This is a genomic window from Arthrobacter sp. FB24, from assembly GCF_000196235.1.
Classification (GTDB): domain Bacteria; phylum Actinomycetota; class Actinomycetes; order Actinomycetales; family Micrococcaceae; genus Arthrobacter.
In genome coordinates, this window is record NC_008537.1 from 99,530 (window position 1) to 122,564 (window position 23,035).

25 protein-coding genes are annotated in these 23,035 nt (G+C 67.1%); 24 read left to right on the forward strand and 1 reads right to left on the reverse strand.

The features are described 5' to 3' along the window. The first annotated feature begins 4 nt into the window (after positions 1 to 4). The 24 genes from ARTH_RS21650 to ARTH_RS21760 all read left to right on the forward strand — a co-directional run bounded on the left by ARTH_RS21650 (position 5) and on the right by ARTH_RS21760 (position 22,537). Positions 5 to 379 (forward strand): ArsR/SmtB family transcription factor, encoded by a 375-nt coding sequence (locus ARTH_RS21650; RefSeq protein WP_011689651.1) that lies wholly within the window; start codon positions 5 to 7, stop codon positions 377 to 379. After that, positions 376 to 2,328, forward strand: coding sequence for a heavy metal translocating P-type ATPase (locus ARTH_RS21655; RefSeq protein ID WP_011689652.1), 1,953 nt, complete (start codon positions 376 to 378; stop codon positions 2,326 to 2,328). Before ARTH_RS21650 ends, ARTH_RS21655 begins: the two co-directional genes overlap by 4 nt. Next, positions 2,325 to 2,834 (forward strand): signal peptidase II, encoded by a 510-nt coding sequence (gene lspA / locus ARTH_RS21660; protein WP_011689653.1) that lies wholly within the window; start codon positions 2,325 to 2,327, stop codon positions 2,832 to 2,834. Before ARTH_RS21655 ends, lspA begins: the two co-directional genes overlap by 4 nt. Then, positions 2,831 to 3,580: a cytochrome c biogenesis CcdA family protein gene (locus ARTH_RS21665; RefSeq protein ID WP_011689654.1), complete on the forward strand. Its 750-nt coding sequence runs from the start codon at positions 2,831 to 2,833 to the stop codon at positions 3,578 to 3,580. Before lspA ends, ARTH_RS21665 begins: the two co-directional genes overlap by 4 nt. Positions 3,581 to 3,635: 55 nt before the next feature. Further along, positions 3,636 to 4,235 carry a cadmium resistance transporter gene (locus tag ARTH_RS21670; protein WP_011689655.1) on the forward strand — a complete coding sequence of 200 codons (600 nt, stop codon included), beginning with the start codon at positions 3,636 to 3,638 and terminating at the stop codon, positions 4,233 to 4,235. A 48-nt stretch (positions 4,236 to 4,283) separates the two neighbouring features. Further along, positions 4,284 to 5,648: a coenzyme F390 synthetase gene (locus ARTH_RS21675; RefSeq protein ID WP_011689656.1), complete on the forward strand. Its 1,365-nt coding sequence runs from the start codon at positions 4,284 to 4,286 to the stop codon at positions 5,646 to 5,648. Between the two features lie 141 nt (positions 5,649 to 5,789). Next, entirely contained in the window at positions 5,790 to 6,065 is a 276-nt protein-coding gene (locus ARTH_RS24565) for a hypothetical protein (RefSeq protein WP_011689815.1), read from the forward strand. Positions 6,066 to 6,513: 448 nt separating this feature from the next. After that, complete coding sequence (locus ARTH_RS21685) at positions 6,514 to 8,292, forward strand: E2/UBC family protein (protein WP_011689657.1); 1,779 nt, start codon at positions 6,514 to 6,516, stop codon at positions 8,290 to 8,292. Then, positions 8,274 to 8,780 carry a Mov34/MPN/PAD-1 family protein gene (locus tag ARTH_RS24570; protein ID WP_011689658.1) on the forward strand — a complete coding sequence of 169 codons (507 nt, stop codon included), beginning with the start codon at positions 8,274 to 8,276 and terminating at the stop codon, positions 8,778 to 8,780. The genes ARTH_RS21685 and ARTH_RS24570 overlap by 19 nt, the downstream gene beginning before the upstream one ends. A gap of 496 nt (positions 8,781 to 9,276) precedes the next feature. After that, entirely contained in the window at positions 9,277 to 9,531 is a 255-nt protein-coding gene (locus ARTH_RS21690; protein WP_011689659.1) for a hypothetical protein, read from the forward strand. Beyond that, a complete protein-coding gene (locus tag ARTH_RS21695) occupies positions 9,528 to 10,097 on the forward strand; it encodes a sulfocyanin-like copper-binding protein (RefSeq protein WP_156810876.1) in 570 nt (189 codons plus the stop codon). The genes ARTH_RS21690 and ARTH_RS21695 overlap by 4 nt, the downstream gene beginning before the upstream one ends. Before the next feature lie 68 nt (positions 10,098 to 10,165). Continuing rightward, positions 10,166 to 10,657 (forward strand): hypothetical protein, encoded by a 492-nt coding sequence (locus tag ARTH_RS21700; protein WP_011689661.1) that lies wholly within the window; start codon positions 10,166 to 10,168, stop codon positions 10,655 to 10,657. Between the two features lie 128 nt (positions 10,658 to 10,785). Next, a complete protein-coding gene (locus ARTH_RS21705) occupies positions 10,786 to 11,415 on the forward strand; it encodes a DUF305 domain-containing protein (RefSeq protein ID WP_011689662.1) in 630 nt (209 codons plus the stop codon). Positions 11,416 to 11,549: 134 nt separating this feature from the next. Beyond that, positions 11,550 to 12,461: a F510_1955 family glycosylhydrolase gene (locus tag ARTH_RS21710; RefSeq protein ID WP_011689663.1), complete on the forward strand. Its 912-nt coding sequence runs from the start codon at positions 11,550 to 11,552 to the stop codon at positions 12,459 to 12,461. Beyond that, complete coding sequence (locus tag ARTH_RS21715; RefSeq protein ID WP_011689664.1) at positions 12,458 to 12,760, forward strand: hypothetical protein; 303 nt, start codon at positions 12,458 to 12,460, stop codon at positions 12,758 to 12,760. The genes ARTH_RS21710 and ARTH_RS21715 overlap by 4 nt, the downstream gene beginning before the upstream one ends. Before the next feature lie 94 nt (positions 12,761 to 12,854). After that, positions 12,855 to 14,420: a multicopper oxidase family protein gene (locus ARTH_RS21720; protein ID WP_043431369.1), complete on the forward strand. Its 1,566-nt coding sequence runs from the start codon at positions 12,855 to 12,857 to the stop codon at positions 14,418 to 14,420. A gap of 66 nt (positions 14,421 to 14,486) precedes the next feature. Then, positions 14,487 to 14,831 carry an NADH-quinone oxidoreductase subunit A gene (locus ARTH_RS21725; protein ID WP_011689666.1) on the forward strand — a complete coding sequence of 115 codons (345 nt, stop codon included), beginning with the start codon at positions 14,487 to 14,489 and terminating at the stop codon, positions 14,829 to 14,831. Positions 14,832 to 14,908: 77 nt separating this feature from the next. Continuing rightward, positions 14,909 to 15,916 (forward strand): hypothetical protein, encoded by a 1,008-nt coding sequence (locus ARTH_RS21730; RefSeq protein ID WP_156810877.1) that lies wholly within the window; start codon positions 14,909 to 14,911, stop codon positions 15,914 to 15,916. Next, positions 15,913 to 16,842: a complex I subunit 1 family protein gene (locus tag ARTH_RS21735; RefSeq protein ID WP_011689668.1), complete on the forward strand. Its 930-nt coding sequence runs from the start codon at positions 15,913 to 15,915 to the stop codon at positions 16,840 to 16,842. The genes ARTH_RS21730 and ARTH_RS21735 overlap by 4 nt, the downstream gene beginning before the upstream one ends. Positions 16,843 to 16,846: 4 nt before the next feature. Next, a complete protein-coding gene (locus tag ARTH_RS21740) occupies positions 16,847 to 17,461 on the forward strand; it encodes an NADH-quinone oxidoreductase subunit J (RefSeq protein WP_011689669.1) in 615 nt (204 codons plus the stop codon). Beyond that, positions 17,461 to 17,763 (forward strand): NADH-quinone oxidoreductase subunit NuoK, encoded by a 303-nt coding sequence (locus tag ARTH_RS21745; RefSeq protein ID WP_011689670.1) that lies wholly within the window; start codon positions 17,461 to 17,463, stop codon positions 17,761 to 17,763. The genes ARTH_RS21740 and ARTH_RS21745 overlap by 1 nt, the downstream gene beginning before the upstream one ends. Beyond that, positions 17,760 to 19,595, forward strand: coding sequence for a proton-conducting transporter transmembrane domain-containing protein (locus ARTH_RS21750; protein ID WP_011689671.1), 1,836 nt, complete (start codon positions 17,760 to 17,762; stop codon positions 19,593 to 19,595). The genes ARTH_RS21745 and ARTH_RS21750 overlap by 4 nt, the downstream gene beginning before the upstream one ends. A 2-nt stretch (positions 19,596 to 19,597) precedes the next feature. Continuing rightward, positions 19,598 to 21,085, forward strand: coding sequence for a complex I subunit 4 family protein (locus ARTH_RS21755; RefSeq protein ID WP_011689672.1), 1,488 nt, complete (start codon positions 19,598 to 19,600; stop codon positions 21,083 to 21,085). An 18-nt stretch (positions 21,086 to 21,103) separates the two neighbouring features. Then, positions 21,104 to 22,537: an NADH-quinone oxidoreductase subunit N gene (locus ARTH_RS21760; protein ID WP_011689673.1), complete on the forward strand. Its 1,434-nt coding sequence runs from the start codon at positions 21,104 to 21,106 to the stop codon at positions 22,535 to 22,537. A 63-nt stretch (positions 22,538 to 22,600) separates the two neighbouring features. On the opposite strand, the gene ARTH_RS21765 is transcribed toward ARTH_RS21760, so the two are convergent. Beyond that, the gene (locus tag ARTH_RS21765; protein WP_011689674.1) at positions 22,601 to 23,029 is read right to left on the reverse strand and encodes a DUF4913 domain-containing protein; all 429 of its coding nucleotides are present in this window, start codon (positions 23,027 to 23,029) and stop codon (positions 22,601 to 22,603) included. Positions 23,030 to 23,035 lie beyond the last annotated feature (6 nt).

Below are 23,035 nucleotides of genomic sequence, written 5' to 3' on the forward strand. Positions count from 1 at the left end.
GTGTATGACGATTGATACGAGAAGTGGCACCCGGCTGGAACCGGCCGCCGCGTTGTTCCATTCCCTGGCCGACCCCGCCCGGCTTGCCATCGTAAAGCGTATCGCCCGGGGCGAGGCCCGTGTCGGTGACCTGACCCAGGTACTGGGTCTGGCGCAGTCCACTGTCTCCGCGCACGTGGCCTGCCTGCGGGACTGCGGCCTGGTCACGGGCCGGACGGAAGGCCGGAAGGTGTTCTATTCCCTGACCCGTCCGGAACTGATCGATGTCCTGGCCCAGGCCGAGATCCTTTTGGCCGCCACCGGCAACGCAGTGAGCCTGTGCCCGACCTACGGCGACGCATCCCGCGACGCCGAAACCACCAAAGAGGAGCAACTGTGAGCGACGCGTGCGGATGCGGCGATGATAAGCCGGAAACAGAAGAAGGCCAGGAAGAAGCCGAGGGCTTCTGGCAGGTGACCGAGGTCCGCGCGGCCGCGGTCTCCGGAGTCCTGCTGCTGGTGGCGTGGATTGCTTCGCTGCTCGACGCATCCGAGTGGGTCACCCTGCCGCTGGAGGCCGCGGCGCTGCTGGTCGCAGCGTGGACGTTCGTTCCCTCCACCCTGCGCCGGCTGGTCAAGGGCAAGATCGGTGTCGGCACGCTGATGACGATCGCGGCCGTGGGCGCCGTCATCCTGGGCCAGATCGAGGAAGCGGCGATGCTGGCCTTCCTCTATGCCATCTCCGAGGGCCTGGAAGAATACTCGGTGGCACGCACCCGGCGCGGGCTGCGGGCGCTGCTGGACCTGGTCCCGTCCGAGGCCAGGGTGCTGCGCAACGGAACCGAAGTTACCGTCTCCCCGTCCGAGCTGGTGCTGGGTGAGACCATGGTCGTTCGCCCGGGCGAGCGTCTTGCCACCGACGGACGCGTCCTGACCGGGCGCACCTCCCTGGACACCTCAGCCCTGACCGGCGAATCAGTCCCTGTCGAGGCCGGACCCGGCAGCGAAGTCTACGCGGGGTCGATCAACGGCACCGGTCCGCTCGAGGTCCAGGTCACCAGCACCGCGGAGAACAACTCCCTGGCCCGGATCGTGCACATAGTTGAGGCCGAGCAGTCCCGCAAGGGCCCCGGCCAGCGCCTGGCCGACTCCATCGCCAAAAAGCTTGTCCCCGGGATCCTGATCGCCGCCGCGCTCATTGCCGTCTTCGGTTTCATCGTGGGCGAACCGGTCCTGTGGATCGAACGCGCCCTCGTTGTCCTGGTGGCAGCCTCGCCGTGTGCCCTTGCCATCTCCGTGCCCGTGACCGTGGTCGCCGCCGTCGGCGCGGCCAGCCGGATGGGCGTCCTGATCAAGGGCGGCGGCGCGCTGGAAACCCTGGGCAAAATCCGCACCATCGCCCTGGACAAGACGGGGACCCTGACCCGGAACAAACCCGCCGTGATCGAGGTCGCGGCCACCGCCTCCTCCACCCGGGAACGGGTGCTGGCCGTCGCCGCCGGCCTGGAAGAACGCAGCGAACACCCGCTCGCCCGGGCCATCCTCGCCGCCACCACGGACCGGGTCACCGTCACCGACCTGAACACGGTTCCCGGTGCGGGGCTCGAAGGGACCATTGACGGGCACAGTGCCCGGCTCGGCAGGCCCGGATGGATCGCCCCCGGGGAGCTGAAGGAAGCCGTCCGGCGGATGCAGGCCGGCGGCGCGACAGCGGTCCTGGTCGAGGAGCAATCTGTCCTCATCGGTGCCGTCGCCGTACGGGACGAACTCCGCCCCGAAGCCAGGGCCGTCATTGAACGCCTGAACCGCGCCGGCTACACCACCGCCATGCTCACCGGGGATAACCGGCTCACCGCAGAGGCCCTGGGCAAGGCAGCGGGCATCACCGAAGTCCACGCCGACCTGCGCCCCGAAGACAAGGCGGACATCATCCGCACCCTGAAGGAGCGGCAGCCGACCGCCATGGTCGGGGACGGCGTGAACGACGCCCCGGCCCTGGCGACCGCCGACACCGGCATCGCGATGGGCGCGATGGGCACCGACGTGGCCATCGAAACCGCCGACATCGCCCTGATGGGCGAGGACCTGCACCACCTGCCCCAGGTACTGGAGCACGCCCGCCGTACCCGCCGGATCATGTTCCAGAACGTGGGCCTGTCCCTGGCCCTGATCGCGGTGCTGATCCCGCTGGCCCTGTTCGGCATCCTGGGGCTGGCAGCCGTGGTCCTGATTCATGAATTGGCCGAAATCGTTGTCATCGCCAACGGCGTTCGCGCCGGCAAGGTCAGCAAGTACGCCACCATCCCGGTTTCCCGGGACGCCGTCCCCAACCTGGAACCGGCCCGGTGAGCCAAGCGGCACCGGTCCGGGACAGTGCCCCGTCCCGGCCGTGGATACGGCGGGGCGGGCTGCTGCTCGGCGCGCTACTGCTCGCCGGAGCCGACTTGCTGATCAAGGCCCAGGCCGAGGCAGGCCTCTCCCGGGGAGAGGTAATCGAAACCCCGCTGCTGACAATCAAGCTCCTGTACAACACCGGGGTTGCCTTCAGCCTCGGCGCGACCCTGCCCACCGGTTTTGTCGTGGCCGGTACCGGGGTCATCATCGCCGCGCTGCTGTCCTGGCTGACGGTCAGCGCCCCGAAGATGTCCAGGACCTCCTTTGCGGGTGGAATCCTTGTTGCCGGCGGCGCCGTCGGGAACTTCATCGACCGGCTTGACGGGCGCGGGGTCGTGGATTATCTGCACAGCGGATGGTTCCCGACGTTCAACCTCGCCGACGTCTTCGTCACGCTCGGCGTCGCCGTCCTGGTGCTGGGCATGTTGCGGCCCGGTAAGGACCCGGAGAACGGGACGTGAGTCTGGGCGGGTTCTTCGCCGAGGGTGTGCAGTCAGGAGCCCTGCTCCTGGCGGTGCCACTGGCGGTCATCGCCGGTCTCGTCTCGTTCATCTCGCCCTGTGTCCTACCCCTGCTCCCGGGCTATCTGGGCTACGTCTCCGGTCTGGCCGGAACGGATGAGAAGGCCGCACGCCGGCGGACCACCGCCGGCGTCGGGCTGTTCATCCTCGGTTTCGCCGCGGTTTTCACCCTGTATGGTGCGGCATTCGGGACCATCGGGCTCTGGCTGGTGAGCTGGAGCGATGTGATCACCCGTGTCCTGGGTGTGGTCGTCATCGTCATGGGTGTGGCCCTGTCCGGGAAGATCCCGTTCCTGCAGAGCACGGCGAAACTGTCCTGGAAACCGAACACCGGCCTGGCCGGGGCCCCGTTGCTGGGCATCGGATTCGGGCTCGGCTGGACCCCCTGCATCGGCCCGACCCTCAGTGCCGTCCTGGCGCTGAGCACCACCACCGGCTCGGCCTGGCGCGGGGCGCTGCTCGGTTTCGCCTACTGCATCGGCCTGGGCATCCCCTTCCTCCTCGTCGCCCGGGGCTTTGGCTGGGTCACCGGCACCCTGGGCTTCGTCCGCCGGAACATCAGGACCTTCAATCTCGCAGGAGCCGCGACCCTGATCCTGGTCGGGATCCTGATGGTCTCCGGTGTCTGGACCACCTGGATCCTGAGCCTGCAGAACCTGATCGGAACCTTCACTACTCCCATCTGACCCACCCTGCGGGTATGCAACCCGCGGCCGGACACACTGAGAGGTACACGGGCCCATGCTTGGCATCATCGCAGCCGCGGCAGCCATGTTCGCCGCCACGAATATCGACGACATCGTCGTTTTGACCGTCCTGTTCCTGGCCTCCGCTAAAGGCCGGCCCCGGCCCTGGGAGATCGTCGGCGGGCAATACCTGGGATTCATCACCCTGGTCGGCATCAGCGTCCTGGCCGCCCTTGGGCTGACGCTTGTCCCGGACGAATGGGTCGGCTGGCTCGGCATGGTCCCGCTGGCCATCGGGGTTATCGGCCTGATCCGTTTCCTGCGCAAACGCGGGGAAGAGGACGAAGAAGGTGCCATCAGTGCGATCGGCCTGCTCAGCGTCGCCGGCATCACCATCGCCAACGGCGCGGACAACATCGCCATCTACACCCCGATCTTCCGCACCATGGCGCCTCAGGACACCGTGGTCACCATCGTTGTATTCCTCATCCTGGTCGCCGTCTGGTGCGCGCTGGGACGTGTTGTAGGCACCCACCCGAAAGTCACCGAGACCCTGGAAAAGATCGAACACTGGCTGGTCCCTGCGGTGTTCATCGGGCTGGGCCTGTTCATCCTCATCAGCTCCGGGGTCGTGCCCCGGCTGTTCGGCGCCTGACCGTCATAAATCTTTTGGGACGAACACAGACCAGGGTCAGGAGGAATCATGAGGGAAACACCGTTCCGGTTGTTGCTCGATGCCCGCGCCTGCCGGAAAAAGGGCAGCGCTGCGATCCTGCAGCGCCAACGCGAGCGGCTGGTGGAGATGGTGACATACGCACGGACGTGCTCCCCGTACTACCGCCAGCTCTATCAGGGCCTGCCGGCACGGATCACGGACCCGCGTCTGCTGCCCGTGACGACAAAGGCCGCACTGATGGCACATTTCGATGACTGGGTCACAGACCCTGCGGTGACCCTGGAGGGAACGCAGTCGTTCGTCGCGGACCCGTCGCTGCTCGGTGAGAAGTTCCTCAACCGCTACACGGCCGCTACGACATCCGGGACGACCGGCACCCGCGGACTGTTCCTGCTCGACACCCGAACCCTGGCCGTATCCAAGGCCCTGACGTTCCGCATGCTCAGTTCCTGGCTCACCCCGGCAGACCTCATGGGGATCATCCGCGGGCGCGGGCGGATAGCCATGGTCGTCGCCACCGGCGGCCACTTCGCCTCAGCAGCAGCCGCAGCCGCGCTACGAAAGGGACCAGCCCGGCACAGCGTGCGCGTGTTCCCGGTCCAGACGCCGATACCGGACCTCGTCGCTCAGCTGAACAGCTTCCGCCCGGCCCTCCTCGCCCCCTACGCCTCCACTGGCCGGTTGCTGGCATCCGAGCAGGAAGCAGGACGTCTGACCATCCAGCCCGTTGCTGTTATTCTCTCGGCCGAGGGACTGCCTGCGGGAGAGTACGCCAGGATCAGCGGAGCGTTTGGGGCGAAGGTCCGGCAGGGCTACGCAGCGACTGAATGCCCCTTCCTGAGCTACAGCTGCCAGGAAGGCTGGCTGCACGTCAACAGCGACTGGGCCATCCTGGAACCGGTGGATGCAAACCATGAACCCGTCCCGCCCGGGCAGCCCTCGCACACCGTGCTGCTGAGCAACCTGGCCAACCGCATCCAACCCATCCTGCGCTACGACCTCGGCGACAGCGTCACCGCAAGGACTGACCCCTGCCGGTGCGGGGACCCGACGCCGGCCATCCACGTGCAGGGACGGAACGCCGAGCTGCTGACCCTCCAAGGCAACCGGCTCGCCGTCGCAGTGACACCCCTTACGCTGAGTACCGCCCTCGACAGGGTGCAGGGCCTGAGTAAGGGCCAGATCATCCAGACAGGACCCCAGAGCCTCAGCCTCCGGCTGCAGCCCGCCGCCGGTGCGGATCCTGAGAACGTATGGGAATCCGCCCGGTCCGAAATCACCCGCGCGTTGACCAGTCATGGGCTGGGCAACGTCACCATCACCAGGGACGCCGGGCCACCGCTACTCACTCCAGGCGGCAAGCACCGCACAGTCGTCCCGCTGCCCCCGTAAGAGCCATCCCATCTTGTCGGCGAATACATTGGTGATGCCGACGGCCACTAGAGCATCCAGTCGCCGGGCCCAGGTCCGGCTTGGCCGTTGAGACCCGCGCATATCCAATATCCATCCCCGCACCGTACCGGAATTTGCCCCGTGACGCTCGGAAATGAGTTCGCGTTCAAACTCGGCCAGGAGCCCGAAGACAAGCTTCCCGGAGGCCCTAGTGGTATCGGATGGCGGCGCCCTTCCGATGAGGACCTTCAGACCGATCCCACGCCCGGTCAGGTCATGGACGATGTTGACCAGGTTGGGCTACACCGCGGCACACCGATGGGCTGGGAACAGCTCACCGGCGACTACACGTGGCCCCGCCCCAACCAGATCAAACCCGGCAAATACGGGCCACTACCCCGCCCGGCCATACCCTAGCGTCGGATATTTCACTTTTTCACACGTCACCCCTCATTGACGATGTCAGTTTTTGAATTCCAGCGCCCTAGTTAAACGGCTTTAGGATCCCGCCTAGTCAGGTCGTGAGCAGATCACGTCCGTCGCGGGCGGAACCTATTCAACTCGCGAATTGTTGGCGTCTCGTCGAAATTCTGAGTTGACAGCGCGACGGCTTTGCCGTGGGCTGAAAGTCACGAACCTTCGGATATTTTGTCGCTCCGTCGTGCCACAATCTCGGAGGACGTGAAGTTCACGTTCTCTACATAAGGAGGCACCGTGGCAGGCAAGCCAGAAAATCCGGAACACCCCCAGCACCCGGAACACCCCGAACACCCCCAGCACCCGGAACACCCCGAACACCCGGATACCCCGCAAGGTCCTCCTAACCCGCCGGTTCCCCCGGGTCCCCGCCCGGTCGGGTGAGCTAATGCCTTTCCTGCCCTGGTGGGAACGCTATGCCGGGCTCCTGCAGTCAGAAATTTCTTGGCTGCAGGACCTCGGCATTGCCTGCCGAATCGACGAAACCAAGCGTGACGATCACCAGACCTTGACCATGGAGTTGTCCGTACCGGAAACAGTGACCGGAACAGCCCCTCTGGAGCTGACGGCTGTCTTCCCGGATTTCTATCCGCTCGTTCCGCCGAAAGTCTTCGCCGTGGACCTAGGGATGCCTCATCACTGGAACCCGTTCAGCAACGAAGTGTGCCTGTTGGGAACCCCATCGGAAGAATGGGGAACGAATGGGTCACTGGCTCAGCTGCTGAAGGACCAGTTACCTGCAGCGCTTAAGGCAGGCATGTCCGGCGACGAGCATGCCGACTGGAATGAGAAGCCTCAAGCCGAACCGTTCGGGGCCTACTACAACAGCTACGCAAACTCGGCGATGGTCTTTGTCGACGGTTCGTGGACCCTACCTCGGGAAGCTGTTCAAGGGCCGATTGAAGTTCGGCTTGACGGCCCATTTCCTGGGCCTGAGCTGACGCAGCGGATGCTGGGCGGGGTCCTACGAGTAGGGTCTGATACCGGCCAGGCGCACGCGACGTTGGAAAACCAGATTCAGGAACTTCTGGGCGGCCAGTTGATACATGGCCGTTGGTCCAGGCTGTCGACGCCTGTTGCCGTTGACGATGCCCGAGCCATCTGGGAGGCTGCCGAAAAAGCCGACAGTAGCAGCACGCCCGACCAGCCCTACGGCCGGCGCAAGATCCAAATACGGGGAGTGGTTTTCCCGGAAGAGTCCGGACCAAGACAAGTCTCCGAGGGGTGGCTATTCGTGCTGAGGGTCCGCGGCGAGCAACGACAGAACTATAGTAAGAAGCCTCGTTCCGGCCGTTCCCGACCCTTGATGGTTTCTGGGGGCGCAGATGAGTACCACCTGCTCCGCGCAGGCCGTGTTGGCCGTTCCGACATCAGAGCACGTGTTCCAGACCTTGGCCCGTTGGCAACGAAGAAAGTCGCGCTTGTCGGTGCAGGTGCCATTGGAAGCGCTGTTGCAGTGCATCTGGGCCGGGCTGGTGTAGGACACCTGAGCCTCATTGATGCTGACGTTCTCGAACCCGGGAACTTGGTCAGGCACACAGCCACCCTCGAAGGCGTAGGTTTTCTCAAGGCTGTCGCCGTGGCCAGACTGGTCCGGATGGCAGCGCCGTACACCGAGGTCATGTACAACCCTGCCTATGTCGGAGGTTCACGCCCGCATGGAGAGCCGGACCCGCTACGCCAAATCAGCCAGGATCTGGAATCTTATGACCTGTTGATTGATGCCAGTGCTGATCGTGGTACACAACGAATCTTGGCCTTGGTCGCTCGTGAGGTTGACGTGCCCTACCTATCGCTCGAGGCCACGAACGGTGCCTGGGGAGGCTTGGTGGCTTACATCGGGCGGGACTCTCCATGGTGCCAGTCGTGCCTGGAGTGGTTCCGCTACGATCAGACCATCCCGGACCCGGCACATTCCCCTTCCCCCTACACGCAACCGATCGGATGTGCGCAACCGACATTCACCGGCGCCGCGTTCGACTTGGAAGAAGTGAGCCTTCAAGCTGCTCGAACTGCCTCGGCCCGACTAACTTCCGACGACCAAGGCGCAAAATCAGGTTTCGATGTCGCCGTCTTGAAACTCCGAGACGAAGCAGGTGAACGGACCTTGCCAACATGGACCGGATACAACCTTGGCCGGCACCCGCGATGCGCGGGCCACAGTTGACCGAATACATCTGGTTTCCAGTGCCGGTGCTATCGGATCTGGTAGAACAAGCCCGGCTGTATGCTCCTGCGGAGACCGGAGGGATCCTTGTGGGCCACTACACCGTAACTAAGCCCAATGGACAGCGCGATGCGGTCGTAACTGACGTCATAGGACCGGGGCCAGCAGCCACAAGGTCCCGAATTGCATTTGAACCGGACACGGAGTGGCAAACAGCCGAACTCTCCAGAGTGTATGCCTTACGGGACCGCCGCGTTTCCTATCTGGGAGACTGGCACACACACCCGACCGGGCAACCTGTACCGAGTCTTCGAGACCTGAAAACCCTCGAAACGATAGCCGCTCACACTGCGGCGCGGTGCCCCGAACCCTTCATGGCCATCCTCGGGAAAGAAGGGATGGAGCAGGATTGGAATATCGCTGTGTGCCAGCACGAGGCTTTGGGGCGGATACGGAACATCATCCCAAGGACTATCCGCGGGTTTTAGAGGGCCCTGCCGATCCCGGACTTGTGAGAAGGAAGGGCTGCGTCCTCAATGGCTGCTGGAGCGCATGCCCGGACCGAGGAAATATCTAGTTGCAAGGTCGTCACTGTGTTCGGCCGGACGTAACGATCGGATGTGCTAGTGGTCGACCCAGACCCGGAACAATCATTGGCTGCCAGTGCATAACCCACACTGAGCTCCCGTTCGTGTTCGACTCCAGCTTTACGAAAGGTCCATTATCGGTGGCCTAGATAAGAACGCCTTCAGCTCCCCCTTGAGCCGCCGTCGCTTTGCAAGTGGTGGAACACGGCGATCAAGCGTCCGTAGCCCGGCGGGGCCTCACACCCTGCGCGAGTTGATGCCTTAAGGATTCCTCAATTATCGGGCACACTCTCTTTCTGGTGGCGTTCGTGCTTCGCTCTCGGGTCAGAAGAGGGGTCAAGCAGCTCTGGCGTTCTGGCACTCCAGTCCTCAGAATTCCTAGAAGGAGGGCCGAATCATGATGAATGGCTGGTATGGAAACGGGTGGGGTCTCGGCGGCTGGATCGTCATGGCCGTGCTGATGCTGATTTTCTGGGGCGGGGTGGTCACGGTGGTGGTGCTCCTTCTGCGCCGGCCTCACCCCGGTCACGGGTTCTCCGAGCGCCCCGCCCATGATGAGGCCGAGCGGATCCTTAGCGAGCGCTTTGCCCGCGGGGAGATCGACGAGCAGGAACTAACCGCACGGCGGGCGGCCCTCAGGCGTCGGGAGTGAGCGGACTCTCACGGCGGGGCCAGAACCTCGTGGCTGCCGCCGCCGTCGTCCTCCTGACTGTGCTGTCCCTGCTGGCCGTCGGGCTCCTGGGCAATCCCGCCGGTCCGGGCGGCGGCGGGCGGCTCGTGGCCGGGTGCACCGTCCCCCGCCTGGCCGGAACCGAGGTCAACGTCACCCTGACCAACATGGGCGGACCGGTCATGCGCCCCCGGAACGGCATGATGGGCGGGGCGATGCGTCTAACGGCCGACCGCGGCGCGGTCGCGCGCGGCACCGTCTCCTTCCTGGTGACCAACGCCGGGAGCATCAGCCACGAGATGGTGATCCTGCCCTTGCCCGAAAACCAGGTTCCCGGCACCCGTCCTGTCGGGCCGGATGGCACCATCGACGAAAGCGGCAGCCTCGGGGAGGCCTCCGGGACCTGCACGGAAGGCTCCGGCGAGGGGATCCTGCCGGGCACCTCGGGCTGGGTGACTCTCACGTTGCCGCCGGGCCGGTACGAGCTGGCCTGCAACCTCCCCGGTCACTATGCGGCCGGTATGTACACCCAGCTCACCGTGACCTGAGGCTCCTCCGGCACGGCGCGCCTCCGGAGGAAAAGGTAGCCTTGTAACAGCTGTTTCCACCAGGAGGGATGATCGACGTGACCGGACAGGCCGCCAGCATGATGGTTGCCCTGCGCCTCGTGCGCCTGGTTCTGCTGTCTCTGGCCCTGATGGCCGGCATCCTCGGAATGCACATCATGTCTCTCGTACCCATGGACAGCCAGGGCGCGCCAACGGCTGCCGGCGACCACGGCGCAGTGCACATCCTGGCGCCCGCGGAGGACCCCGGACAGGTGGGCCACCCTGGGTCCAGCGCGGCCTCCGACCATGACCACACCGGATCCCAGCAGCACGGCCCTCAGCTCGACGAAACCTGCAGCGGAGACCACGGGTGCGCCGGTATGCACACCATGGACGCGTCCTGCACCCCTGCCGCGAAGTCGGCATCACTCGAAGCGCCGCTCCCCGGCATCGGATTCAGCGTGGTTAATCCCCCGACCGGTGAGCCGCTTCAGACGGCGGCCCTGTCCCGCCGCCCGGTAGGTCCCTCCCCCGGGGATCTCTGCATCAGCCGGACGTAGAGAAGAGGCCGCGCCGTGATACCTCCGGCGCACGCTCCGCTGCCCTTCCGCCTGTGGATGGGCAGCGCGCCATTGACGGCTGCCTCTTTCCCGGGCCTCTCTGCGCCCGGGACATTCCGAAGGACCCCATGAAAACCCAGAAGTACCTTGCCCTGTCTGCCACCGCCGTCGCCGCGGCCATTGCCCTCGGCGGCTGCGCATCCGTCTCCAACGGGACCTCCGCCCCGGTGAATTCCATGAACGGCATGGACCACGGGAGCGCGTCCGGCAGTGCACCCGCCAGTAGCACCCCTCCCGCCGCCGCGGACCACAACGCCGCGGACACAATGTTCACCCAGGGCATGATCCCGCACCACCAGCAGGCTGTGGAGATGAGCGACCTGATGCTGGGCAAGAAAGACGTCCCCGCGCCGGTGAAGGACCTCGCCACCAGGATCAAGGCAACCCAGGGCCCGGAGATCGCCACCATGACCGGCTGGCTCAAGACTTGGAACGAATCCGCGACCATGGCCCCCGGCCACACCATGGAGGGCATGATGGGCGACGACGACCTCACCCGCCTGAAGGCCGCCCAGGGCACGGAGGCGGCGAAGCTGTTCCTGACCCAGATGATCGCCCACCACCAGGGTGCTGTCACGATGGCCAAGACCGAGATTGCTGATGGTAAGAACGCCGACGCGGTGGCGCTGGCCAAGAGCATCGTCACGGCCCAGGAATCCGAGATCAAGGACATGCAGGCCCTGCTGCCGACCCTCTAGGCGGCCCATCCCGGCCGGGCGTGCCGCCGGTCCCGCACCGGAATCGGCGGCACGCCCGAGCTGGCCCCACGTCCGCGCCCACCGGGTGCGTCTTCCCGCAATTTCTCATTACATCCCGCTTTCAGGAGCCTCGAATGTCTGTGCTTCGCAAACCCCGGAAACGCCCGACAGCAATGGTCTCGGCGGCCGTCGCCATAACCTTCCTGCTTCCAGCCTGCAGCCCCGCTCTGCCGTCCCCGCCCATCGCGGGCTCCCCGCTGAACAATGCACTTCCCGACGCCCACGTCCATGGGCTCAGCGCTGATCCCGCCTCCGGGCAACTGCTCCTGGCTACCCATGAGGGCCTGTTCGACGTCACCAGCAGGCCGGCCGTGAAGATCGGACCAACAAATGACCTGATGGGCTACGCCACGGCCGGTGAACCGGAAGTTCTCTTTGCCTCCGGCCATCCCGGTCCCGGCACCGCGGCACCCGATCCCCTCGGCCTCATCAAGAGCACCGACGGCGGGAAGACGTGGCAACCCCTCTCACGTCAGGGTGAGTCAGACTTCCACGCACTCACCGTGACGGGATCCGGGCTCGTAGCCTTCGACGGCACCCTGCGGACCAGCACGGACGGCACCTCGTGGAAAGCCGTCGGGGTGGATTTCCACCCCGCAGCGCTGGCTGGCCACCCCGGCAGCGCGACAGTCCTCGCCACCGCCCAGGACGGGCTGCGGCGTTCAACCGATGGCGGCGCCACCTGGACGAAGGTCCCCGGCGCCCCCGTCATCCAGTTCGCCGCCTTTGCCAGCGTCCAGACCGCCGTCGGCGTCGCCCCGGACGGCACCGTCTACCGCTCGGACAACGGCGGAGCGACCTGGAAGGCCGCAGGCAAGCCGACAGGCCCTGTCCAGGCGGTCGCCGCAAACCAGAGCAGCGACGGAAAGCTCCGCATCTGGGTGGCCACAGCGCAAGGGTTGGAGACCTCGGCAGACGGCGGCCAGACTTTTTCCGCCTACGATCCCGCCGGTGCGGGCCCAGGCTCGACGGCGGTGACCCGGTGACGGGCATCCCGGAAACCGGCCGGCAGGCGGCAAACGTCCTGCTCGACGCCGTATCGCTCTGGGACGAGAAGCCGGACCCGGAGCTCATCAACCGGGCCCTGGCCAGGCTGGGCATCATCGGCGCCGTCCAGGCCCGGGGGCCTGCGGCCGCTGACCTGCAAGGCATCGACATCGACGTGACACACCTCGTGGGAGGCGCCACCGTGGCGATCAAATGGCTGGTCGCCCAGCTCGCGGCGGCCCGCGGCGTCGAGGAATCGTCCATCATCTCCGAGCTTCGGCACCACTTCGATACCTGACGCCGTGACAGCTGTCCCCCGGCACACCGGCGCCAGCCCCGGCAAGCCCGACAACCCCGACTCCTCTGAAAGATACGAAATTATGCCCACCCCAATGAATCCCCGTCTCAACCGGCGCAGTTTCCTCGGCCTCTCGGTATCGGCGGCTGCGGCCGCGGCGCTGGCTGCCTGCAGCAGCACGCCTCCCTCCGCGGACGGCCCGCGGAGGATCATGCCCGGCGATCCGGCCATTGCCGAGCTGGAGGCCGGCCGGGCCTTCACCGGCACCACCGTCAGCCAGAACCTCACCGCGGCACCGATATCGGCCTCGGTCGCCGGCAAGACCGTGTCCACCTGGGGGTACAACAACGGTCTGGTCGCGCCCACCATCCGGGCGAAGGCCGGCGACAGGCTCCGCGTGGCGCTCAAGAACAACCTTCCGGACCCCACCAGCATCCACTGGCACGGTCTGGCGCTGCGGAACGACCAGGACGGCGTACCCCACGTCACCCAGGATGCCGTCGCCTCGAACGCCGACTATTCCTACGATTTCCGGATCGCCCACCCGGGCACCTACTGGTATCACTCGCATGTCGAAATGCAGCGCGAACGCGGGCTCTACGGCGCCCTCATCGTCGACGACCCGGCCGAGAAACTGGTCTACGACCGGGATTGGGTCATTGTCCTTGACGACTGGCTGGACGGCGTCACGGGCACCCCCGACGAGGTCCTCAAGGAGGTCTCCGGCGGCATGGGTATGGGCGGCGGCTCCATGCCCGGAATGGATCATGGTTCGATGGGCGGATCCATGGGTTCAACGCCCTCTCCGTCGCCCGGGTCCGGAACGCACATGTTGATGGGTTCACGCAGTGACTTCCTGGGCGGCGACGCCGGCGACGTCCGTTACCCGTACCACCTGTTCAACGGCAAGGCTCCCGATCAGGCAGAGGAATTCACGGCCAAGGCCGGCGAGATTATCCGGCTGAGGATCATCAACGCGGCCGGGGACACTGCTTACCGGGTCGGCATCCCCGGCCGGAAGCTCACCCTCACCCACACGGACGGCTTCCCTGTAGTGCACAAGGACGTCGACGCCGTGGTCCTCGGCATGGGCGAACGCATTGATGCCCTGGTCACGGTGGGCGACGGCTACAGCCCGGTCCTGGCCTTGCCCGAGGGCAAAACCGGCCAGTCGGTCGGTTTCATCAGCACGGGAACGGGCAAGCGGCCGGTGCCGGCGACGCTCCCCATCGCACTCGACGGCGATGTGGTGGACGGCGGCCAACTGAAGGCGGACCCGTCGGTCGCCCTGCCGTCAAAGACCCCGGACAGGACCCACGTTCTCAAGCTCACGGGCGGGATGATGAAGTACGACTGGGGCATCAACGGCCGGCGGTTCGACATGAACGACCCCCTCCGCGACGCGTTCGATATTAGGCGCGGCGAGCGGGTTGAAGTGCAGTTCGTCAACGAGACCACCATGTGGCACCCCATGCACCTCCACGGCCACACCTTCCAGGTGGGGCGCGACGGTGCCCGCAAGGACACGGTAATCGTCAGGGCGGGTCAGACCGTTACGGTGGTTTTTGATGCGGACAACCCGGGCCAGTGGCTGACGCACTGCCACAACGCCTACCACGCCGAGCGCGGCATGATGGGTGTGATCTCCTACGTGGCCTGAGAACGGCAGCGGAACCCGGCGCGCTGGTCAGCGGCCGGAAGCGGGTGAAGGGAAGGGTGATTGTCGATGTACTGGGGAATCCTGAGCATGCTGGGGCTGGTCCTGGCAGGAGTAGGAGGCTTGTATGCCTTCGCCAAACTCACCGCCGTCGCGCGCAATCCGCTGATCAGCCGCCCGTTCCTCAGCGGCTGGATCCCCGACCAGCACGCGCTCTCCCGCTATCACGCCCGCTACTACCCCGTGACTCTGGTGTTTCTGGCCTTCGATGTCGAAATGCTCTTCATGTACCCGTGGGCGGCAGTGGTGGGCCGACTTGGAGCGGGGGCCGTGATCGAGATGTTTGTCTTCCTCGGAGTGCTGATGGCCGGCGTGGTCTGGGCCTGGCGGGAAGGGGCGTTCAAGTGGGTCTAAAGAATATTTTGGGCAGGCTGGCGACCACGCGCTGTCACGTTCTTATCGTCGAGACACCTGGTCATGCCTCAGTCCGGATGGCAGTGGAGCAGGACCTGGTGGAGCGGGGCTGGGTGCCCGCGCTCTCCCCAGCGGACGCGGACATCCTCTGTCTCTGCGGGGAACCCGCAGCCGACCTCGCCGGGGTCCTGGACCGGATCTGGGATGAGCTTCCCTCGCCCCGGGCCAGAACAACTGTCGTGGCAGCCGCGGACATTGACGGGGCACTGACCGCGTGCGCCCGGGAACTCGCCGACCCCGAGCGGCAGGCCTCCCAGGCCGGGGCGCGGAACAATGACGCCGGCTCACCGGACTCCGGGGACCACGGCCAGATGGACGACGGCGACATGGACCACGGAAGCATGGATCATGGCGGCATGGACATGCCGATGCCGGACGGGATCGCCCTCGCCGGGCAGGGCTCGGACCGGGACGGCTTGGACCTGGACGAGCTTCAGGTACCCCTGGGGCCCGTGCTCCCCGCCTGGCCCGCCGGACTGGTGCTGCGCTGCACGCTACAGGGCGACGTCGTAATGTCCGCGCAGGCCGAATGGCTGTCGACCGGCCCCGGAGCCGAGGCAACCGTGGCCGACTCCCGGGCGGTAGTGGTTCACCAGACCGATCTGGCCTCCCGGCTCCTGCGGCTCGCGGGGAGTACCGACGCAGCCGGACGGATGGAGCGGATCCGGAACCAGGCGCTGGCGAGCGGCTCCGCGGCGGCCAGCCACGGACCTCTCACTGCCGAACTGTCGCGACTGAAGCGTTCGTTCCTGCTGCGCCGGTCCCTGCGGGGCGTGGGCCGGGTCGGGACGGATGCGCCCCGTCCGGAGGCGGGCACCGATGTCTGGGATCGCCTGCTCGGCATGGTCGAAGCAGCAGTCTCCGCTGCCGCGGGGGTTTATCAGCCGCCGTCCCGGCTCAGCCGACAAGTGGACGCCGCGCTGCTGGCGGACTTGGCGGCCGGGCTGGAACTCGGGACGGTCCGGCTCATCGTCGCCAGCTTTGATCTGTCCCCGGTCGCGGCCTTGACGGCGGCAGCCCGGTGAGCGGCGTCGTACAGGTGGCCCCGGTCTGGGCCGTGGCGGCGGTGCTCCTGACTGTGCTGGCGGGCGTTGCCGGGGCGGTCTTCGAGGCCGTGGTGCAGGCGCGCTCGGACGGCCGCTGGGGCGGGCTGCTGGCGCCTGTCGCGGAAACGGCGCGGCTCCTTCGGCAACCGCGCCGGTCCTTGGTCTCGGCCGATGTCCTGTTGTGGCGGATCGGGACGGCAGGTCTGCCGGTCATCGCCGTGCTGATGGCCGCGGTCCTGCCGTTCGGGTCCTGGGTTATCGCGGACCTACCGGTCGGGCTGGTCTGGTTCAACGCCATGGACGTCATGGTGTGGGCTGCGGTCTGGCTGGCAGGGTGGGGGCCCAACTCCGCCCACGCGATGATCGGCGGCTACCGCTTCCTCGGGTTGGCCCTCGGGTACGAGCTGCCGCTGATGTTCGCCCTGACCGCGCCGGCGGTCGCGGCAGGAAGCCTGCGCATGGCGGACATCGTCGCGGGCCAGGAAACGCTCTGGTACGTGGCCTGGATGCCCGTCGCGTTCGTGGTTTTCTGCGCCGCGGTGCTGGCCTTTTCGCTGCACCGGCCGTTCGACGCACCGGCCGGGTCGGACATCGCCGGAGGGGTGCTGGCCGAGGCCGCCGGCGTGGACCGTCTTCTGCTGCTCGCCGGCCGGCACATGCTGCTGGCTGTCGGTTCGGGCTTCGCCGTCGCCCTGTTCCTGGGCGGCGGCGCGGGACCGTTCCTCCCCGGCTGGGCCTGGTTCCTAACGAAAACGCTGGTGCTGCTGGGCGTGCTCCTGGTCGTCCGCCGGCGCCTGGCTCCGCTCAGGCCCGACCAGCTGATGGCCCCGGCCTGGCTCGTGGCGCTGCCGGCCGTGCTCCTCCAGCTTGCCATCGTCGCCGTCGTCGCTGTTGCGAGAGGTTGAAAACATGCTGACTACCGTTATTTTTGCCGCACTTGCCCTGATCGCCGTAGCCGCCGGCATCGCCGTGTTCCGCACGGATTCCATGGCGCGGGCCACCTACGCGCTGGCCGTGTCCTTCGTCGCCGTGGGCGCCATGATGCTGCAGTTCGGCCTGGACTACATCGGTGTGGTGACGATCCTGATGATGGTGATGGAGATGGCCATCATGGCCATTTTCATGGTCATGTTCATGGGGATGAATCCGGCCCTGATGCCCATGGACATGGTGCACAACAAACGGGGTTCCCTCCTGATCTCCAGCGGCGTCTTCGCGGTGCTCGCCGCCGGGGCCCTCCTGGTTCCCTGGCCGGCCCGCCGCGGCGCCCCTGCCGTGGACCTCACCGCCTCGCTGGGCGAGGCGATCATGGGCAATAAGATGCTCGTGATGCTGACGGTGAGCCCGGTGCTGTTCGCCACCCTCGTCTCCGCCGTGGTCCTCGCCAATCCCCGCGGCCGTTACCGGCAGTATCCCCCGCCCCTGGCTGCCCCCGGGGATGCCGACGGCGGCGCGGAGAACGGCAGCGCGGAGAACGGCGGCGCCGGACCTCAGGGCCATGGACACCATGGAGGTGGGCACTGATGAGTCTGCCCCTTGTCCTGGTGGCTGCCGCCGCGCTCTTCAGCGTGGGACTTTACGGCGCACTGTCCCAGCAGGTGGTCGTCATGGTCATGATGGGACTGGAACTGATGATCAACGGCGTCATCCTGGCCGCCGCCGGCTTCTGGTGGTTCCTCGCCCCCGCTCCGGACGGCCAGGTGCTCCTGCTGGTCGTGATCGCGGCGATGACGGTCGAAATGGCGTTGGGATTTGCCGTGGCGACACTGTTGCACCGGTCCCAGCAGACGGACATGACGGACATGGCCAAGGAGCTCTCCGAATGAGCGTCCTGCTGATTCTCGCGATTCTCCTTCCGGCGGCCGCCGGCACCGGGCTCTGCGTCTCCGGCCACCGGGCCGACCGCATCGCCCCGGCCGCCGCCATCGGGGTCTCCCTCCTGGTGCTCGCCGCGACCGCCGCGCTGGCCGCCGCCCGGCCTTCCTGGAGCGCGCCGTTCATGGCAGGAACCAGCTTCGGGCTCACCGTCGACGGCCTGACGGCCCTCATCCTTCCGGTCGTGGCCGCGGTGACGCTGCTGGTGCTGGTCTTCGCCGCCGCCGAGGGAACGTCCGGCGCCGCCCGCTTCCACGGACTCATGCTCCTCTTCTCCGCCGCGGTCCTGGTGACGTTGACGGCGACCACGTTAGCGGCGCTCCTTTTCGCCTGGGAACTGATGGGGGCAGCCTCTTTCGCGCTGATCGGCTTCAACTGGCGCGAAAGCCACCGCGTCGGCTCCGGCCTGAGCGCCTTTATCACCACTCGAAGCGCCGACCTGGGGTTGTATCTTGCGGCGGGAGCGGCCTTCGCCGGCGGCGGGACGCTGGACCTGGGCTCCCTCACGGACCTGCCCCCGGGATGGCGGGACGCTGCTACGGCCGGCATCCTGGCCGCTGCCCTCGGCAAGGCCGCCCAGCTGCCGTTCAGCTTCTGGCTTTCCCGTGCAATGGAGGGCCCCAGCACGGTCAGCGCGCTGCTGCACTCCGCCGCGATGGTCGCCATGGGCGGCTACCTGCTGCTGCGGACACAACCTCTGCTGGCCTCAACGGCATGGGGCTCGACGACGGCCGCCTGGGTCGGCGCCGCCACGGCCGTCCTGCTGGGGATCGTCGCGCTCGCGCAGCAGGATCTGAAGCAGTTGCTCGCCGCGTCCACGGCCGCGCAGCTCGGGTTCGTCGTGATGGGGGCCGGGGTCGGCGACGTGGCAGGCGGCGCCGCGCACCTGATGGCCCACGCGGCGACGAAGGCCGCGTTGTTCCTCTCCGCCGGGGCCTGGCTTGCCGCCCTGGGCACCAAGCAGCTTCCCGCGCTCCGGGGCGCCGCACGCCGCTGGCCGATCCTGGGGGCCGCCTTTACCGTCGGGGCGCTGAGCCTGGCCGGGATGCCGCCTCTGTCCCTCTGGGCCACCAAGGACAATGTGCTCGCCGCCGCCCTTGAGGTATCCCCGGCCCTGTATGCCGCAGGCCTCGCCGGTGCCGCATTGTCCGCAGCTTACGCCGGCAAGGCCCTGGCCTTGGTGTGGCGGCCGCTGCCAGCCGACGCAGCCGCCGCCTACGACACGGAAGAGAAGGGCACGCGCCGGGTGGAGCCCGGGCAGATTCTTCCGGTCGCTGCCCTGGCCGCCGCGGCCGCCGTCGGTGGCCTGCTGGTCTCGGGCCCGGTCGGCAGAGCCGTCAGCGCCGCCGTGGGTGGCGGTGCGGAGCCGGGCGTTGCCGAATTGATCACCTCTGCGGCCTTGGCGGTCGCGGTCCTGGTCTTCGGCCTGTGGCGTCCCGTCTCCGTCCGGGCCGGGCACGCGGCGGACTGGTTTGGACTGGAGCGGGCCGCGGCCGCCGTCGTGGTCCGCCCGGTTGAGCGGGCCGCGCACGCCCTGGCGCTGTTCGATGACCGGGTGGTGGACCGCGGCGTCATGGCGACGGCCCGGACGATCGTCAAGGCCGCCGGTCCCGCGTCCCGGGCCGATGCCGCGGTAGACCGTGGCGTCGAAGCCGTGGCCCACGGCTTCCGCAGCGCGGGCCGGCAGGCCAAGCGGCCGCAGACCGGCTTGATCCACCAGTATTACGCCCAGGCGGTGCTGCTCCTCGTGGGCGCCGCGGTTCTCCTGATTTTCGTGAGGTAAGTGTGCTTAGCCTGATTATTGTGTTGCCACTGGCTGCAGCGGCGGTGCTGGCCGGACTGCCCCGGCTGAAGGACTCCGCAGCACGGACGGTGTTCGCCGCGACGGCGGGCGTCGAGACCGCCCTGGCCGTCGGCCTCTGGGCCGGCTACCGCGACCCCGGGCCGGGCGGCCTGGCCTACGAGGAACGACTGCGGTGGATACCCAATGTCGGCAGCAGCTACCACCTGGGCGTGGACGGCTTGTCGCTGCCGCTGCTGGTGCTGACAACGGTCATCTTCCTGGCCTGTGCCGTCTACGACTGGAAGTCCCGGGACCGGGTCAGGGCCCGGTCGGCCCTCTTCCTGTTCCTGGAAACAACCTGCCTCGGCCTGTTCGCGGCGCAGGACCTGATCCTGTTCTTCCTCTTCTTCGACCTCTCGATCGTGGCGATGTACTTCGTCATCGCCGGATGGGGCCACGGAGACCGCGCCCGCTCCGCCATGAAATTCTTCCTCTACACCTTCCTCGGCTCCCTCGCCCTGCTGGTTGGCTTCATCGGCCTGTACCTGGGCGCCGATCCCCACACCTTCGACATCCCCGAACTCGCCGCGGCGAACGCTTTCCGCGGCAACCCCGCCGGCGGCTTCGTCCTCGCCGCGATTCTCCTGGGCCTTGCGGTCAAGACACCCACCGTGCCCTTCCACACCTGGCTGCCACCGGCCCACACCGACGCCCCGGCCACAGGTTCCGCGGTGCTGGCCGGAATCCTGCTGAAGATGGGCACCTACGGGTTCGTCCGAATAGCCATGCCTCTCCTGCCGGACGCCTGGCGGGCTTGGTCCCCGGCCATCCTCACCGTCGGGATCCTCTCGGTCCTGTACGGTGCCCTGGTCGCACTGGCCCAGAGCGATCTAAAGCGGATGATCGCGTACACCTCGGTCAACCACATGGGCTACATCCTGATTGCCCTCGGAGCGGCCGGAGCCGCCACGGGCGCCGGGTCAACGATCCGCGCCACAGCCGTCACCGGCGCCGTCACCCAAATGGTCAGCCACGGCCTGATCACCGGTGCGCTGTTCCTGCTGGCCGGGGTCCTGCAGGACCGGGCCAAGACCTACGACATGGGTGCCTTCGGCGGGCTGGCGACGCCGGCCCCGAAGTTTGCCGGGTTCTTCGCCGTCGCGGCGTTCGCATCCCTCGGGCTCCCTGCCTTCAGCGGCTTCATCGCCGAGTTCCAGATCTTCGCCGGAAGCATCGGTGCCGTTCCGCTCACCGCCATTGCGCTGCCAGGAATCGTGATCACCGCCGCGCTGTTCCTCAGAGCCCTCCAGAGGATCTTTACCGGCCCGGTCAAGGGCAGGGCCGAGGGGTTCACGGACCTCCGCCCGGCGGAAATGCTCTCCGCGGGGTCCCTGCTGGTGCTCTCAGCGGTCGTCGGCGTGTTCCCTGCACCCTTGCTGGCGGCCATCACCCCGGCCGCCGACGCCATTGTTTCCCTGGTTCGGCGGTAGCCGGTGGCACTTCAACTCTTGACCGAAGTTGCGCACTCGGGCCCGGACCCGCTGGCCCTGCTGCCCGAAATCTTCCTGCTGGCCGGCGCCATCACCGCCCTGCTCACCGGATCCTTCCTGGCCCGCCAGCGGCAGTGGATCACCCGGGTCATCGCCGTCGTGGCGCTCGTGGCCTCGGCTGCCGCAGCCGCTGCCGCCCTCGGCGCGCCGGAGGCCAGCGTGTACGAAGGCAGCTACACCGTCGACGCCGCCACCGGTGGGGCCCGGCTGATCGTCGCTGTCTCCGCGTTGCTGGTCATCCTCCTCGGCCGCGATGAGCTCAAGGGAACTGACCGGGAAAGCGAACACCACGTCCTGGTCCTGCTCGCGTCACTTGGCGCCGTGGTACTGGCCGGCACCAGCGACCTGCTGGTCCTCGGCGTCGCGTTCCTGCTGGCCAGCGTGCCACTGTATGCCCTGATCGGCATGAACCGGACCCGGGGCGGCGCGGAAGCTGCCCTCAAGACCTACCTCCTGGGAGCGCTGCTCGGCATTGCGCTGCTCCTCGGAGTGACCATCACCTACGGGCTCGCCGGGACCACCGACTACGCGGGCCTCGCGTCCGGCATGGCCACCGCGCCCGGTGCCGCGGTCGCCGTCGGTCTTCTCGGCATCATCGCCGGGCTGATGTTCAAGGCGGGCGCCGTGCCGGGCCACTTCTGGGTTCCCGACGCCGCCCAGGGGGCGGGGACTGCCAGCGCGGCCTTCGCCACCACGGTGCCAAAAGTTGGCGGATTCATCGCCGCCTACCGCCTGTTGGACGCGGTCCACGGGACGGTGAACTGGCCCCTGCTGATCGCCGTGCTGGCCGCCCTGACCATGACGCTGGGCAATCTTGCGGCCTATACGCAGGACGATCCGCGACGGCTGCTGGGCTGGTCAACCGTGAGCCAGGCAGGCTACCTGCTCATGCCCGTCGCCGTCGCCGGAAGCGTGCCCCTGGCGCTGCCGGCGCTGCTGGTTTACCTCGCCGGCTATGCCGTGTCCAACCTGGCCGCCTTCGCTGTCACGGCCGCTTACCCTGACCGGCGCACTCTCGCCGGGTTCCAGGGGCTGGGCAGTGCCCGGCCATGGCACGCCGGGGCACTGGTCGTCTCCCTCCTCAGCCTGGTGGGGACCCCGCCCACCGCCGTGTTCCTCGGCAAACTGACGGTTTTCACGGCGGCCTGGGACGGAGGGTTCTGGTGGCTGACAGTCATCGCCGCCCTAAACACCACCGTCAGCCTGTTCTATTACCTGCGCTGGATAGCCCCCGTCTTCCGAGCAGCCGGCCCAGACACGCCGGGCGCCGGCGACTTCTCACCCCGGCCATGGGCGGCCCGAACCGCCGTCGGCGCGGCATTCCTGATCCTGGTCATCGGCCTCGCCGCCGGCCTCGCCTGGGCCGCACTCGCAGGGGCGCCTCACAGCTGAAATGTCTTTTGTGATCATCAAAGATTGCCAAGGCGGGACGAGCCGGACAGCTTGTCCGTTCCACTATCGGAATTCGCGGACGTCCGGAAACCAGCCGGATGGGGCCTTTTTGGGTTCAAGATGATCGGGGTCGCGGTGCTTCTGCATGTCACATTTGTAGAACGGGCCCCGGGGGTCCAGGAGCACGCTCATGTGGTGGTCGGCATGGTCTTTGAACCACACGCTGATTCCCGTCGCTCCGTCCAGCCTGAGGTGCTCCCAGGCCCGCCACAGCGCTTCGACGCGCGAGACAGCTTCCGGGTGGAAGTACCACTCGAGACACCATTTTGCGGCGCGGCCGTCGACGTCGCGGACATATGTCGGGAGCAGCTGCTCGTGAAGGAATTCCTCAGCTGAGCCGTAAACCAGCTCTGGTGCCCTCTGGTCTTCTGCCGGAGCATCTGGGGGTGTTTCAGCGTCTATTGAGCCGAATCGGCCGATCTTGGTAGCCATCCCAGC